General features: G+C 46.4%; 12 protein-coding genes and 1 other annotated feature. Of the genes, 2 read left to right on the top strand and 10 right to left on the bottom strand.

From position 1 onward, the window contains the following. Window positions 1-11 precede the first annotated feature (11 nt). The 4 genes from DP120_RS15755 to pepV all read right to left on the bottom strand — a co-directional run bounded on the left by DP120_RS15755 (window position 12) and on the right by pepV (window position 3932). On the bottom strand, window positions 12-926 hold the full coding sequence (locus DP120_RS15755; RefSeq protein ID WP_112224604.1) for a diacylglycerol/lipid kinase family protein: 915 nt from the start codon (window positions 924-926) through the stop codon (window positions 12-14). A 22-nt stretch (window positions 927-948) separates the two neighbouring features. Then, window positions 949-1488: an RNA 2',3'-cyclic phosphodiesterase gene (thpR, locus tag DP120_RS15750; protein WP_165843816.1), complete on the bottom strand. Its 540-nt coding sequence runs from the start codon at window positions 1486-1488 to the stop codon at window positions 949-951. A 136-nt stretch (window positions 1489-1624) separates the two neighbouring features. After that, window positions 1625-2476 carry a D-amino-acid transaminase gene (gene dat / locus DP120_RS15745; protein WP_112224602.1) on the bottom strand — a complete coding sequence of 284 codons (852 nt, stop codon included), beginning with the start codon at window positions 2474-2476 and terminating at the stop codon, window positions 1625-1627. Between the two features lie 76 nt (window positions 2477-2552). Next, window positions 2553-3932 carry a dipeptidase PepV gene (gene pepV, locus DP120_RS15740; RefSeq protein ID WP_112224601.1) on the bottom strand — a complete coding sequence of 460 codons (1380 nt, stop codon included), beginning with the start codon at window positions 3930-3932 and terminating at the stop codon, window positions 2553-2555. Between the two features lie 311 nt (window positions 3933-4243). On the opposite strand from pepV, the gene DP120_RS15735 reads away from it, so the two are divergent. Beyond that, window positions 4244-4465: a DeoR family transcriptional regulator gene (locus DP120_RS15735; protein ID WP_084246586.1), complete on the top strand. Its 222-nt coding sequence runs from the start codon at window positions 4244-4246 to the stop codon at window positions 4463-4465. Between the two features lie 294 nt (window positions 4466-4759). Here the strand turns inward: DP120_RS15735 and DP120_RS15730 are convergent, their stop codons facing one another. After that, complete coding sequence (locus DP120_RS15730) at window positions 4760-5473, bottom strand: pseudouridine synthase (protein WP_112224600.1); 714 nt, start codon at window positions 5471-5473, stop codon at window positions 4760-4762. A 9-nt stretch (window positions 5474-5482) separates the two neighbouring features. Next, window positions 5483-7087 carry a putative polysaccharide biosynthesis protein gene (locus tag DP120_RS15725; protein ID WP_112224599.1) on the bottom strand — a complete coding sequence of 535 codons (1605 nt, stop codon included), beginning with the start codon at window positions 7085-7087 and terminating at the stop codon, window positions 5483-5485. A 315-nt stretch (window positions 7088-7402) separates the two neighbouring features. On the opposite strand from DP120_RS15725, the gene DP120_RS15720 reads away from it, so the two are divergent. Continuing rightward, window positions 7403-8668, top strand: a complete 1266-nt coding sequence (locus DP120_RS15720; RefSeq protein ID WP_112224720.1) for a BaiN/RdsA family NAD(P)/FAD-dependent oxidoreductase — start codon at window positions 7403-7405, stop codon at window positions 8666-8668. A gap of 279 nt (window positions 8669-8947) precedes the next feature. Here the strand turns inward: DP120_RS15720 and leuS are convergent, their stop codons facing one another. The 4 genes from leuS to DP120_RS15700 form a co-directional block, all read right to left on the bottom strand. Continuing rightward, window positions 8948-11359 carry a leucine--tRNA ligase gene (gene leuS / locus DP120_RS15715; RefSeq protein ID WP_112224598.1) on the bottom strand — a complete coding sequence of 804 codons (2412 nt, stop codon included), beginning with the start codon at window positions 11357-11359 and terminating at the stop codon, window positions 8948-8950. A 345-nt stretch (window positions 11360-11704) separates the two neighbouring features. Beyond that, window positions 11705-11911: a binding site (T-box leader), on the bottom strand. 45 nt (window positions 11912-11956) lie between these two features. Beyond that, entirely contained in the window at window positions 11957-12610 is a 654-nt protein-coding gene (locus DP120_RS15710; protein WP_112224597.1) for a 3-oxoacid CoA-transferase subunit B, read from the bottom strand. A gap of 18 nt (window positions 12611-12628) precedes the next feature. After that, window positions 12629-13321 (bottom strand): CoA transferase subunit A, encoded by a 693-nt coding sequence (locus tag DP120_RS15705; protein ID WP_112224596.1) that lies wholly within the window; start codon window positions 13319-13321, stop codon window positions 12629-12631. Between the two features lie 178 nt (window positions 13322-13499). Next, on the bottom strand, window positions 13500-14696 hold the full coding sequence (locus DP120_RS15700) for an MDR family MFS transporter (RefSeq protein WP_112224595.1): 1197 nt from the start codon (window positions 14694-14696) through the stop codon (window positions 13500-13502). Window positions 14697-14755 lie beyond the last annotated feature (59 nt).

Below are 14755 nucleotides of genomic sequence, written 5' to 3'. Positions count from 1 at the left end.
TCTTCCTCTTTCTATCTTTTATTTACAGAATGCCAGTCTCTAGCACTGACTGAATAGCTGGTGCTGCGATTTTCGGGCGTACGGCCGGCACCGTCGCCGTCTACATGGCGGAATACCGGCTGATCAGCTGTCAACGAAAACCTCGAATTTTTCAGCTGGTGGACTTCCTTGAAACGCAGATGCTTCCCGCTGAATACCGTACCAAAAACCAGCAGCAGTTTCAATCGGGAAAGGCGGTTGACAACCGTTAGCTCCAATATGCCATCATCCGGCACAGAATGCGGCGAGATTTTCATGCCGCCTCCAAAGTAAGGCTGATTGCAGACCGTGGCAAACCAGACTTTATCGTAATGGACCGTTTCTCCATCCTGTTCGACAGTGAGCCGGAACAGCCGGAATCTCAGCAAAGTGATGATGACATACACCAAATAAACCAGTTTGCCCATACCGATTTTATTGAGCCATTGCTTGACCCTTGAGCGATTGACTTTTACTGAAATTTCCGCGTCAAAGCCGATGCCTGTGCTGCTGACAAAATAATATGGCCTGTCGTCAATGAATTCGCCAAGATCTTTTCTGCTGCTCACAGGATTCTTAACAAAAGCAGCAATTTCTTCGGCATCTTCAAAGGAATGAAAACCGCGGCTAAAATCGTTTCCTGATCCCGCTGCAATGGAACCGACAATTACTTGCAGTGCACCTGCCGCACCGGCAATCACTTCTCTTAAAGTGCCGTCTCCGCCAAAGCCGATTACCAGGACCGGATCCGGTGAATGCTGCAATTCGCTCACCAGTTCGGTGGCATGCCCGCTATAACGGCTGACCGCCAATTCGAACGGAAATTCAATCGTTTCTTTGAATTTTAGCCATTTTTTCATGGCATTGCCGTTGCCGGCAACCGGATTAATTACGAATATAGTCCTCATTTGTCCCTGCCCATTGGCGCAATCATACGCCATCCTTCAATTTATAAGTTTGTACAGCAATATAGCGCGGTGTTTGGGCCGGTTCAATCCGGAACAATGTGAACTCATCTGCTTCAAACCGCTCTGTGTCAAGTTCCGGGATATCATTCCACGGCTCTCTGGCCGCCCATTTATTCGCCAACGTTATATGTGGAACAAACGGTTTGTTGTCCGGGCTCAATTGGAATCCCTTAAGGGTGTCTTTTATCTTACGCTGCAATCTGTTCAGTGAATCATTTTCTTTTGTTGCCGCATATACCACTCTCGGCCGTTCTTTTTTGCCGAAGTACCCTGTTCCTGTAATATCCACAGTAAAGGGTTCATGCTCAACTTCCTCCAAAGCTTTAGCCACTTCACCGATTTCACCATGAGGATCACCGCCGATAAACAGCAGTGTAATATGAAGATCTTCTGCCACAGGCAGCCGTTTGTGGCTGGACAAGTTCCAGGAATCCCGCTGTTCCACAAGAGAACGAGCTGTCGGCAAAGGTATTTTTATCCCAATAAAATAATGATTATCCATCTGCATCACCTCTTATCAGTTTACCATTTATCTCTTATTAACGGTCAGTATGATTTTTACTGATTTAAGCTGCTTTTTATCTGAAAGCAAAAAAACAGCGCCCAGCTATTGCCGGCCACTGTTCTCGTAAATATGATTACTGTACTTCCACACCCAGGTTTAATTTGGCTTCAAAAGCCTTTTGAAGTTTTTCAGTCAACGGGCCTCGTGCTCCATTTCCAATTTGGAACCCGTCAATTTCAGTCAGTGGGATGATTTCAGCCGTTGTTGATGACATAAAAAACTCATCCATCTTAAGCGCCTGTACTTTTGTCATCGGCGTTTCCTGGACAGTAATTCCCAATTCTTCGCATAGACCAAGAATTGTTTTTCTTGTAATGCCGTCCAATATCAGGTTTGTGGCAGGATGAGTATAAAGAACGCCGTCTTTAATCCCGTACATATTGGAAGATGAACCTTCCGTAATGATTTCACCGCGGTGAAGAACGGCTTCGTAGCAGCCATTTTCATAAGCTTCCTGTTTGGCAAGCACATTGCCGAGCAGGTTGAGGCTCTTGATATCACATCTGAGCCAGCGCATGTCTTCGATGAATTTTGCATGTGCACCGTTTCTCATCAATTCCAGCGGTCGCTCAACTGTTTTAGTGTAGCCCACTAGGACCGGCGAGCTGTCTGCTGGAAATTGATGCTGGCGTACGTATGACCCACGAGTGATCTGAACATACACTTGTCCGTTATTGATTTCATTTTTCTCAACAAGGTCGTACATCAATTTATGGAAAACGTCTTTTGTATAGGGAACGACAATCTTCACTTTTTCAGCACTCGCATAAAAGCGGTCGATATGTTCTTTAGCCGTATAAAGTTCTCCACTATAAACACGGATTACTTCGTAGATCCCGTCGCCGAATTGATACCCGCGGTCCTCTTTTGATATCTTCAGCTCATCTTCCTGAATAAACTCATCGTTGTGTAAAATCCATTCCATATCCATCCCTCTTTCGCTTCTGTTAGTAGTTTTTGTGATAGATCAATTAATTATTTTCCGGTTGAAAATCACTCGTTCATTCTTTTTTATTGCACGCCAGCTGATAAATTGCCTCCGCATATATCGCAACCGCTTTTGTCAGGTTGTTAATATCCACGAATTCATCCAGCTGATGGGCGACATCTTTCTCTCCGGGGAACAGCATACCGAATGCGACACCTTTATCCATTACCCTGGCATATGTGCCGCCTCCGATAGCCAAAAGCTCCGCCTTGTCGCCGGTCTGCTTTTCATAGGCATCCTGCAGCGTTTTGATAAACGGGTCATTTTCATCAACATAATGAGGTTTTGAATTGGAATGGATGTTCATTGAAAAACCTTCCACCTGAAAATCAGCCATCTTGTCATCGAACGGATAGGAAATTGAATAGCGCATACTTACTTCTACTGTTCCCCCTTTGGCTCCTTCAAAACGCATAATTCCTGCATTGAATGTCGTATCGCCAGAAGCTTCATCCGCGAAAGCAAGTCCGAACGCATTGCCTCTTGAATCGCCGTAAAACTTATCTGCAATAAATTCAGTGAATACCTGGCCGTCACCCGTAAGGTGTTCTTTAAGGAACAATGCGAGCATTACCCCAGCATTGATGCCATCGTTCGGCTCCATTGCGTGTGCAGCTTTCCCGTGGACCGTCAATATGACTTCCCCATCTTCTTCCACAGCTGTAAATGGCAAATCGTATTCAGATGTGAACTTTTCAAATTCACTTTTCCAGTCAGCCAGACTTCCTTGTACCGTTGCTCGGGCCAAATCCGGTACCATATTCGTCCGATCACCGGATTTAAACGTAATCAATTGATCTTCCTTACCGGAATAAACCTGTGAGAAAACCAAAGCCGCAATTCCCTTTTCCGCATTTATGATTGGAAAATCCGCATCCGGCGCAAATGCCATTGTCGGCATTTCTTCTTTTTGAAAGTAATTTTCTACACAGCGGAAGCCGCTTTCCTCATCTGTTCCGATAATAAGCCTTACGCGTTTATTGAACTCACAACCTGCGGCTTTGACCATATTCAAAGCAGTCCAGGCTGCAATCGTTGGCCCTTTATCATCGATTGCACCGCGGCCGAATAATTTACCATCTTCAATCACACCGCCGAAAGGATCTTTTGTCCACCCTTCACCGGTCGGAACCACATCAACATGTCCGAGAATCCCCAGCAGTTCTTCACCTGCTCCGATTTCCAGATGTCCAGCAATATTGTCGACATTCTTTACTTCGTAGCCATTTTCGCGGCCTTTCTCCAAAAACCAGTCCAATGCCCTTTTTACTTCTTTGCCAAAAGGTGCATCCTGTGTTGCATCGTCACCTAGAATACTCGGGATTGCAATCAGTTCCTGCAATTCCCTCAGCATGCTTTCCTGTCTTTTTTCCGCTTCCAGCTGCCAATCCATCTAAACACCCCGCTTTTATTAAGACCATTGTACACCTTTTTAGATTTAATAAAAGAATTTCCGGTTATATTTTTTATGAATTCTGATGAATGATGATATGTAAGTTATTTGTTAATTTAAGTAAATTAAAATAAAAACATGGATATTAAAACACTTTTTCGATATAATCAAATTGTCAGATAAATTAGACTGGCAGATAATTTTTTAGGAGGATGTCTCAAACACTTGCCAGAAACCGGCTGGGTATACCCCGGCAACTCGTCCGCTAGTCTTTGCCAACGGGAAAAAAGATGAAGGAGTGGTTCTCTTTTATGAAACCTACTACGGATCGCATGCTAATTCGAATTAAAGATATGTATAAGTACATCCTCGAAAACGGGACTGTAACTACGCAAGATTTAGTCGATGAATTCGGCATCACTCCTCGCACCATTCAAAGAGATTTGAATGTGTTAGCCTTTAACGATTTGGTGACAAGTCCAAGTCGGGGCAAATGGACAACGACGCAGAAAAAAGTGAAGATGACATCTTAGAACGAAAAGCGACGGTGCCCGCTAAGCTCTGAAAGGCATAAGACGATTTGGCGAAGCGGCGTGTCTTCAGCCGCACAGCCAAAGTGGCTTATGACCCGAAGAGCTGGGCCGCCGGAGTCTGGACACTAGAAAAGCGACGACGCCCGTTAAGCTCTGAAAGGCATAAGACAGATCAGCGAAATGGCGTCCTTTGCCATGCAGCTGAGCTGGCTTATGACCCGAAGAGCTGGGCCGCTGGAGTCTGGACACCTGAAAATAGTCCTGCAACGAAAAAATGACCGCCAACTTTGGCGGTCATTTTTTCTCTTTCAATCCAATTAGCTCTTCTTCCGTCAGATAACGGTACTCACCGAGTTCAAGATCCGGATCCAGTTCCAACGAGCCCATCGACAGGCGTTTCAGGTAAACCACAGTTTTTCCGACACTTTCAAACATGCGCTTCACCTGATGGAACTTCCCTTCCGTAATTGTCAGTTCAATCTCCGACTCAACACCGCTCTTCAGGATTCTTAAAAAAGCCTCTTTCGTCTGATAGCCATCATCCAAAATTACACCATTCCGGAAAGCCTCACCATCTGCTTCAGTAACAACGCCATCAATCCGCGCATAATAAGTCTTCGCCACATGTTTTTTCGGCGACAGCAATTCATGCGCCAATTTGCCATCGTTTGTGAGCAACAGCAAACCTTCTGTATCTTTATCGAGCCGTCCTACCGGGAACGGTTCAAAATGGCGTTCTTCGTCGCCGAGCATATCAATGACAGTTTGGTCGTATTTGTCTTCAGTCGCGGATATGACACCAGGCGGTTTATTCATCATCAGATAGATGAATTCTGCATAGTCCACTTTTTCACCCGCAACGGTGATAAGGTCAGCCACTTCGTCGACATGCTGTTTTGCATCCCGCACCACTTCGCCGTTCACTTCCACCGCCTTCGACTTCAAAAGAACTTTTACATCTTTTCGAGAACCGAAACCCATATTTGATAAAAATTTATCTATTCGCATGTGGGCCTCCTAAAAACCGAATTTGCGTGTATATTTCGTAAGTCGCTCGCCGAATATTTTCTGGGCAATGCCGGTGCGCAGCGAGATAAACCCATAAACAGCTCCACCTATTCCTCCGACAATCAGCATTCGGATAATCGACTGAATCTTAGTATCCATACCGATGAAGAGATCAAGGCCCGCCAATGTTAATAATACAACGGCTGCCATTACCACATTCATTAACAGGATCAGCATGATCCGGCGCACTACCATTGAAGACCGGTAATTCATCGTTACCATAATGACACCGATATTCATGGCAATGGCTACTGAGTAGCCGATGATTGTGGCGGCAATTGCCCCGTCCGTTTCAAACACTTTAATAAGCGGTATATTCAAGGACAATTTAAGCAATAAACCTATCATTAGATTCAAGACAATCCATTTCTGTTGATTGATTCCCTGCAGTATTGATGCAGTTACCGGGAATAAAGCAAAAAGGATTGCTGCCGGCAAATAATGGGAAAGAATTTCCGATCCGATTTCACTTTGTTCGTAAAAGATATGGTAAAGCTCATCTGACAATAACGTCATACCGACAACTGCCGGCAATGTCAGAAAGATGATCATCTGGAATGATTGATCCAGTGTTCTTGTTAATGATTTATGTTCGTTCAACGTAAAGTATTTGGTGATCAACGGTATCAGAGCCATTGAAAATCCGGTAGCTAGCATTACCGGTATCAGCACCAATTTATGCGCTGTCAGGTTTAGTATTCCCAACAAGTCTGTTTCCGGTATATTGCCCGCTGCATCCATTGCACGGTTAAAGGTCAACAGGTCGACGAACTGGAATAACGGATTCGCCACTCCTAAAAACACGATTGGCAGGGCATATGAAAGAATTTCCCGGTACATGTCCCGCAGCCCTACGTCATAAGATTGAATTGAGTTTTGGCGCAGCTCATTATATTCAGGCTTTTTCTTTTTCCAATAGTAGAACAGAACCAACACTCCGCCAACCGCCCCGACTGCCGCTGATAACACGGCGAACTGGATGGCTGTTTTCGCTGATCCGCCAATTACTTCGATAATTATATAGGCACTACCGAGCAGGAAAATGATGCGTACAAGCTGTTCAATCAATTGTGAAACTGCGGTAGGCATCATATAATTATAGCCTTGGAAAAAACCTCTCCATAAACTCATGAATGGCACGACAATCAAGGCAAAACTGACCCATTTGATGGCAGATGTCACATCTTCGAGTGAATAGATTTCCTCTTTTTCTGAAATTGTCATCCGGGCAAGCGGTTCCGCCAGAGCATACATTAACAGGAATCCAAGAAAACCAGTGACCATCATTGTCAAAATACCCGAGCGCAGCAATCTTCTGCCGGTCTCATAATCTCCGAGACTGTTGTATTTCGCCACAAACTTCGAGAAAGCAAGCGGCGCACCGGATATGGCGACTGCCAGCATCAGGTTATAAGGTATGTAGGCGTATTGGTAAAGTCCGATATTTTCTTCCCCGACCAAGCTGTAAAATGGAATGATATAGATGACGCCCAGCACTTTGGACAAAAACAGGCCCAAAGTCAAAATGGCGGTTCCTTTAATTAACGTTGACATTTTGCACTTCCTGACTAATTCTTGATAAAAAAAACAATCTACACGATAGTTTACACTTATAAATGGAAATACTCAACGGATTTTGAAGCATCGTGTATACTAAAGAAAAGCGAAAATGGCCGTTTAACTCCGACAAGCGCTGGAGGGCTTGTAAGTAATGGCGTCATTTTGCCATTACTGGCAAGACCGAAGCGACTCGAGGAGCTGGCCATTGGAGTCTGGACAATCTTAAAGCGGAAATGGCCGTTTAGCTCCGAAAAGCATATGCTGGGCGCTGAAAACTGCACACTAAAAACGAAAGCGAGTTCTTCTTATATGTATGACGTTATAATCATCGGCGGGGGTCCCTCAGGATTGATGGCTTCGATCGCCGCAGCTTCACGCAACCAAAAAGTTCTATTGATTGAAAAAGGCAAAAAGCTTGGGAAAAAGCTGATTATATCAGGCGGAGGCCGCTGCAATGTCACCAACCGTTTGCCTCTTGACGAAATTGTGAAAAATATTCCCGGGAACGGAAGATTTCTCCACAGTCCGTTTTCCGTGTTCAATAATGAAGACATCATCTCCTTTTTTGAAGGGCTCGGTGTGGCTCTGAAAGAAGAAGACCATGGCCGCATGTTCCCTGTTTCGAACCGGGCGCAGGATGTCGCCGATGCCATGTTCCGTGAAATGGACCGCCTCGGCGTTACAGTACTGCTGGATTCTCCTGTGAAAAAATTATTGATGACTGATGACAAAGTGACGGGCGTCCGGCTGCATTCCGGCGACGAATATACGTCTAAAGCAATCGTCGTCGCTGTCGGCGGCAAAGCTGTTCCGCAGACCGGCTCGACGGGAGACGGCTATCCGTGGGCTGAAAAAGCGGGCCACACTGTCACCGATCTCTATCCAACTGAAGTACCGCTGCTGTCAAAAGAACCCTTTATCATTAGCCGGGATTTACAGGGACTTGCTCTTCGGGACGTCGCTGTTTCTGTGCTGAATAAAAAAGGGAAAGTCCTGGTGACACACCAGATGGATATGCTGTTTACCCATTTCGGATTGAGCGGCCCTGCTGTTCTCAGATGCAGCCAGTACGTCGTCAAGGAAATGAAGAAAACCGGCGGTGCTCCGGTTGAAATGCGCATCAATTCAATGCCGGACGAAAATGCGGAATCCGCATTCCAGCTTCTGTTCAAAATGATGAAGGATGAGCCGAAGAAATCCGTGAAAAATGTATGGAAAAGCTTGGCACAAGAGCGTTGGCTCCTTTTCCTTCTGCAACGGGCGGGAATTGATCCGGCAATTACAGGCGCTGAACTTGCCAGCGACAAAGTGCGCGCAATGGCAGCGCAGCTTACCGCATTTACAATGGACGTCACCGGTACACAGCCAATCGAAAAAGCATTTGTGACAGGCGGCGGCGTTTCCATCAAGGAAATCGAACCGAAAACGATGGCTTCACGCAAAAAGCCAGGCCTTTATTTCTGCGGTGAAATTCTAGACATCCACGGCTACACCGGCGGCTATAACATCACTTCCGCGCTGGTGACCGGAAATGTGGCAGGAAGAAGCGCTGCAGAGTTTGCAAAACAAATATAAACAGTGAAAACCCTTCGCATGAACTTGTGAAGGGTTATTTTTATGGCTTATTTATCAGAAATCACAAAGTTTATTTCCAAATTAAGGATTTACTGTCCACAGAAATAAAATACTGTCCGGAAAGGATCAAATACTGTCCGCAAATCAAAAATACTGTCCAGAAGCGACCCTTTACTGTCCGGAGACAAACCAGCTTCAAAGCTTCCAAATTCAACCAATAAATATACCCAATAAAAAACCGAAGCCCCAGCACTCAAGCTGAAACTCCGGTATAAAAATTTACGCAATAACCACGTTTACCAATTTCCCTGGAATCGCAATCACTTTACGGATCTGTTTGCCTTCAGCCGCTTTTAGGATTTGTTCATCCGCAAGCGCTGCCGCTTCCAATTCCTCTTTTGTGCTGTCTTTTGAGACAACAATCTTCGTTCTCACTTTGCCGTTCACCTGTACAACAACTTCCACTTCATCATCGACCATTTTCGACTCATCGAATGCTGGCCATTCCACGTAAGTGACAGTTTCTGTATGGCCCAGTTTCTCCCACAATTCTTCTGTCACGTGCGGCGCGATTGGCGAAAGAAGTTTTACAAAGCCTTCGACATATTCTTTCGGAATTGCGTCCGCTTTATAGCCTTCATTGATAAAGACCATCATTTGCGAAATGGCGGTATTGAATCGAAGCCCTTCGAAATCCTCCGTCACCTTTTTGACTGTCTGGTGATAAACTTTTTCCAGTTTGCCGTCGTTCGCATCAACAATTTTCGCACTCAACCCATCGTCTTCGACGAACAGGCGCCATACACGGTCAAGGAAGCGGCGTGCCCCTTCAAGTCCATTGGTCGACCAAGCGATCGATGCGTCAAGCGGTCCCATGAACATTTCGTAAAGGCGCAGCGTATCCGCTCCGTGGCTTTCGATGATCTGGTCCGGGTTGACCACATTGCCTTTGGATTTCGACATTTTTTCATTGCCTTCACCTAGGATCATTCCCTGGTTATACAATTTTTGGAACGGTTCTTTCGTCGGTACGACTCCGATATCAAATAAAACTTTATGCCAGAAGCGCGCATACAATAAATGAAGCACCGCGTGCTCGGCTCCGCCGATATAAACGTCAACCGGCAGCCAGTGTTTCAACAGTTCCGGGTCAGCAATCGCATTGTCGTTGTCCGGATCGATATAACGCAAGTAGTACCAGCAGCTGCCCGCCCATTGCGGCATTGTATTTGTTTCGCGGCGGCCTTTCATTCCGGTTTCCGGATGCACTACATTAACCCATTCCTCGATGTTGGCAAGAGGTGACTCTCCTGTGCCGCTCGGTTTGATATCTGTCGTCACCGGCAGCATCAATGGAAGATCTTTTTCATCAACCGGTGTCATAGTGCCGTCTTCCCAGTGGATGATTGGAATCGGCTCGCCCCAATAACGCTGGCGGCTGAACAGCCAGTCGCGAAGACGGTACGTAATTTTCTTCTCGCCGACACCTTTTTCAACAAGCCAGTCGATTGCTTTCGCAATCGCTTCGGTTTTATTCAATCCGTTAAGGAAATCAGAGTTGATCAGTTCACCATCGCCGGCATAAGCTTCTTCTTCGATGTTTCCGCCGGACACGACTTCCACTATCGGCAAATCAAATTGTTTCGCAAATTCGTAATCGCGCTCATCGTGTGCAGGCACCGCCATGATTGCGCCAGTTCCGTAAGTTGCCAATACGTAATCCGCAATCCAGATCGGCATCTTGTCGCCGCTTGCCGGATTGATGGCATAAGCTCCTGTGAAAACACCGGTTTTGGATTTCGCCAAATCCGTACGCTCAAGATCGCTCTTTGTCTTCACGTCATCAATGTATTTTTCAACAGCTTCTTTTTGTTCCGGCGTGGTAATTGCCGCCACCAATTTATGTTCCGGCGCCAATACCGCATAAGTCGCGCCGAAAATCGTATCCGGGCGAGTCGTAAATGCGCGGAAAGAATGGCCATTGCCGTCGATTTGGAATTCCAATTCAGCCCCTTCGGATTTACCGATCCAATTGCGCTGCATATCCTTCAGACTTTCCGGCCAGTCAAGTTCGTCCAAATCTTCCAGCAGGCGGTCTGCGTATTCCGTAATGCGAAGCACCCATTGGCGCATCGGGCGGCGTTCGACCGGATGGCCTCCGCGTTCTGATACTCCATCAACCACTTCTTCGTTGGCTAGCACTGTGCCAAGCGCCGGACACCAGTTGACCGCTACTTCATCGACATATGCAAGTCCTTTATTGTATAGCTGGATGAAAATCCACTGCGTCCATTTATAATATTTCGGATCTGTCGTATTGATTTCACGGTCCCAGTCATATGAAAAGCCAAGTTCCTGGATTTGGCGTTTAAACGTCGCGATATTTTTCGCCGTAAATTCAGCCGGGTCATTACCTGTATCAAGCGCGTATTGCTCGGCAGGAAGCCCGAATGCGTCCCAGCCCATCGGATGCAATACATTATAGCCCTGCATGCGTTTCATGCGGCTCAAAATATCTGTCGCTGTGTAGCCTTCGGGATGCCCTACGTGAAGCCCGGCTCCTGATGGATACGGGAACATATCAAGCGCATAGAATTTTGGCTTGTCAAAATCCGTTTCCAATTTAAATGTCTTATTCTGTTCCCAATGTTTCTGCCATTTCTTTTCGATAACTTTGTGCTTGAATGTCATTGTCTTTTCCTCCTCAAAATAATAGCGCAAGCGCCCGTTAAGCTCTGAAAGGCATAAGGCAGACCAGCGTAGTGACGGTCCTTGTCACGCAGACTTGAAAAGCGAAAACGGCCGTTCAGCTCCGACAGGCTTAAGATGAACTTCCGAAGCGGCGTTCTTTGCCGCATAGGAAGGACAGCTTAAGTCCGAGGAGTTGGCCGTTGGAGTCTGGACACTGGGCTGACTTATGACCCGAAGAGCTGGGCAGCTGGAGTCTGGATAAATACCCGCTCCTTATAAAGCTTCTCAACATAAAATAGTATTTAATTTTTATGCGAAAATAAAAAATTCCCGCCCCTTATAAAAATAAGGGACGGGAATCACCCGCGGTACCACCCAAATTAGCGATTGCTCGCCCAACTTGATTCCTTAACGCGGAGAACGGTGCATATTACTGAATTCACATACACAGACTCAAAGGCGAGTTCAACCGCTTTATCCACCGGCTTGCACCAAATGCCGGCTCTCTGGGGGAATAAAACACGATTTACTGATCCTCATCAAAGTCTTTTGCTATTACATTCTATTCTAGCTGAGCCGCCGATTTTTGGCAATAGCTCAGGATACTTTGACGTTTTCCGTGTTCAGCGGCGCATCTGTCGAATCGACGACATCCTGTACGCTGAAGCCTTCGAACACTTCCGACAGCACAAGTCCCTGCTCAGTCACTTCTATAACCGCGCGCTCTGTGATAATTTTATTGACGACACCTTTGCCTGTTAAAGGAAGGTCGCATTGCTTTTTGATTTTTGCCGAACCGTCTTTCGACACATGATCCATGATGACAATGACTTTTTTGGCACCGTGGACTAAATCCATCGCACCGCCCATGCCTTTGATCATTTTGCCCGGAATCATCCAGTTGGCAAGGTCGCCGTTCTCGGCAACTTCCATGCCGCCTAAGATCGCCACATCGATATGTCCGCCGCGGATCATTGCGAACGATTCGGCGCTTGTGAAGAATGCGGATCCCGGAATGGTCGTAACCGTTTCTTTGCCGGCATTGATCAAATCGGGATCGACTTGTTCTTCAGTCGGATAAGGTCCGATTCCAAGAAGGCCGTTTTCTGATTGCAGAACAACTTGTTTATTGTCTGAAATGAAATTCGCCACCAAAGTCGGCATGCCGATGCCCAAATTGACGTAGTCGCCGTCCTTGATTTCTTTTTCAGCGCGTTTCGCTATGCGTTCTCTCACTAATTGCTTGTCCATATGATCAATCTCCTCCCCTTAAGCCTGTCTTGTCGTTAGACGCTCGATGCGTTTTTCCTGTTTCGCTTCCAGCAAACCCTGCACATAGATGCTTGGCGTTTGAACATGGTTCGGGTCAATCGTTCCTGTTTCAACGATTTCCTCGACCTCAGCTATTGTGATTTTCCCCGCTGCAGCTGCAAGGGGATTGAAGTTTTGCGCTGTCTTGTTATACACCAGATTTCCCATCTTATCCGCTTTTACAGCACGCACCAAAGCAAAATCAGCTCTTAATGCATGTTCCAACACATATTCCTTGCCATCGAATTCACGGATTTCCTTTCCTTCAGCTACAGTCGTTCCCACACCTGCAGGAGTGAAGAAAGCAGGAATCCCCGCTCCGCCTGCACGCATTTTTTCGGCAAGAGTGCCTTGCGGCGTCAGCTCGACTTCGATCTCACCAGACAACACCTGGCGTTCGAATTCTTTATTTTCTCCAACGTAGGAGCCAATCATCTTTTTAATCTGTTTATTTTTCAATAGCAGCCCAAGACCCCATTCATCGACGCCGCAATTATTCGAGATGACGGTAAGGTCAGTAACGCCTTTGTCCACAAGAGCCAATATCAATTGCTCGGGAATTCCGACAAGCCCGAAGCCCCCCACCATAATTGTGGCTCCGTCTTGAATTTGTTCGACCGCTTCTTTTGCGGAACTGTAAACAGGTTTCATTTTTATGCCCCCTCAGCTTTATGTACATAGTATTCATACTATTGAAACGCTTTCATTCTTAATTTAAACAAAGTCCCCTTTGAAACGCAACACAGAGCTTAAAATGTGCAAGGCTATGTTAAACGCTGAATGCGAATAAAAAAAGAAACTCCGCTTCCGCGAAGTTCCATTAAGTATTTCAAACTATTGCTTTTTCCTGCTCCATCGCCGTCTGTTTCTTTTTCAACGGAAGATCGTAGACCAGCGAAGTACCGATCGCCGCGACCAGTAGTATGGTTACAAGGATAAATAATGCTGACATACCGTAAAGATCGACCATAACTCCACCCATTAAAGGGCCGATCATACGTCCGCCGGTAGCGACGCTATTGACGATTCCCTGATAGAAGCCTTCCCGCCCTTTTGGCGCCAGTTGATTGGCAAGCGCCGGAACAGCCGGCCAGACGAACATCTCTCCAATGGTCAAAATCGCCATGGCAATCACAAACATGCTGAATTCCTCTGCAAAAGCGACGACCAGATACGACACCATCATAATAACGATGCCGATCAGCAATTGCTGTTTGATATTATCTTCGATGCGTTTGATGATTGGTCGAATCAAGGGCTGTCCCAGCACAATCAAAGCGCCGTTCAATGTCCACAGAAAACTGTATTGCGGCAAAGTGATGCCGATTTCCTGGGTGTAAGCGGAAATCGTTGATTGCCACTGGACGTAGCCGACCCAGCAAAGGAGATAGCCGGCTGAGACGATCAGCAGCGCATAAAACGGCGCGCGGTTGCGGATCCTTTTTCCTTCATTGAATACACTGGTATGCGATGCGGCTGAAATCGACATCGATTTAAAGCCGAATAACGCGATAAAGAAAAACACGATATACATTCCGAGGTTCGCCATGAAAATATAATCAAAACTTAACGCGGCCAGCACACCAGCCATTGCAGGTCCGACTGCCACGCCGACGTTCTGAGCCAGGTAAATCGCGTTGAACGCTTTGCGTCCGCCTTCCGGCCAAACTGTTCCGACCATCGCATACATACTCGGAAACACGATTCCACCGCTGAAACCGATAATTGTATAAAACGCCACGAATGGCACAAAATCGTGCCAAACAGTCAAGCCAGTCAAAGCGAAAATCGTTACAATGATTCCGCCCATAATTGATTTATAGCCGCCGATGCGGTCAAACAGCATGCCCCCGAGCAGATTCCCGATGACAGCGGCTCCTGCATTCGCCATCAGCACAAGGCCGGCAAGTGATAATGATTTTCCTAAATGATCATGCATATAGATAGTCGTCAACGGCCACAGGAATGAATTCCCGGTAACATTGACAAGCATTCCGATGATTAAAAGCCATACTTGTTTCGGCATCGTACTGTCTCCTCTTAGCTCATTTCCAAGAGTCATTGTATTCCTTTTACCCGCACTCT

It is taken from the genome of Planococcus halotolerans (genome assembly GCF_003289955.1).
Lineage (GTDB): Bacteria > Bacillota > Bacilli > Bacillales_A > Planococcaceae > Planococcus > Planococcus halotolerans.
This window is presented reverse-complemented; position numbering and strand designations above follow the sequence as displayed.

Bases quoted from the DNA above. Each gene is read 5' to 3' on its own strand.
- DP120_RS15755 (WP_112224604.1), bottom strand. From the start codon at position 926: ATGAGGACTATATTCGTAATTAATCCGGTTGCCGGCAACGGCAATGCC.
- DP120_RS15710 (WP_112224597.1), bottom strand. From the start codon at position 12,610: ATGGACAAGCAATTAGTGAGAGAACGCATAGCGAAACGCGCTGAAAAA.
- DP120_RS15705 (WP_112224596.1), bottom strand. From the start codon at position 13,321: ATGAAACCTGTTTACAGTTCCGCAAAAGAAGCGGTCGAACAAATTCAA.
- DP120_RS15700 (WP_112224595.1), bottom strand. From the start codon at position 14,696: ATGCCGAAACAAGTATGGCTTTTAATCATCGGAATGCTTGTCAATGTT.
- DP120_RS15735 (WP_084246586.1), top strand. From the start codon at position 4,244: ATGAAACCTACTACGGATCGCATGCTAATTCGAATTAAAGATATGTAT.
- leuS (WP_112224598.1), bottom strand. From the start codon at position 11,359: ATGACATTCAAGCACAAAGTTATCGAAAAGAAATGGCAGAAACATTGG.
- DP120_RS15725 (WP_112224599.1), bottom strand. From the start codon at position 7,087: ATGTCAACGTTAATTAAAGGAACCGCCATTTTGACTTTGGGCCTGTTT.
- dat (WP_112224602.1), bottom strand. From the start codon at position 2,476: ATGGAATGGATTTTACACAACGATGAGTTTATTCAGGAAGATGAGCTG.
- DP120_RS15720 (WP_112224720.1), top strand. From the start codon at position 7,403: ATGTATGACGTTATAATCATCGGCGGGGGTCCCTCAGGATTGATGGCT.
- pepV (WP_112224601.1), bottom strand. From the start codon at position 3,932: ATGGATTGGCAGCTGGAAGCGGAAAAAAGACAGGAAAGCATGCTGAGG.
- thpR (WP_165843816.1), bottom strand. From the start codon at position 1,488: ATGGATAATCATTATTTTATTGGGATAAAAATACCTTTGCCGACAGCT.
- DP120_RS15730 (WP_112224600.1), bottom strand. From the start codon at position 5,473: ATGCGAATAGATAAATTTTTATCAAATATGGGTTTCGGTTCTCGAAAA.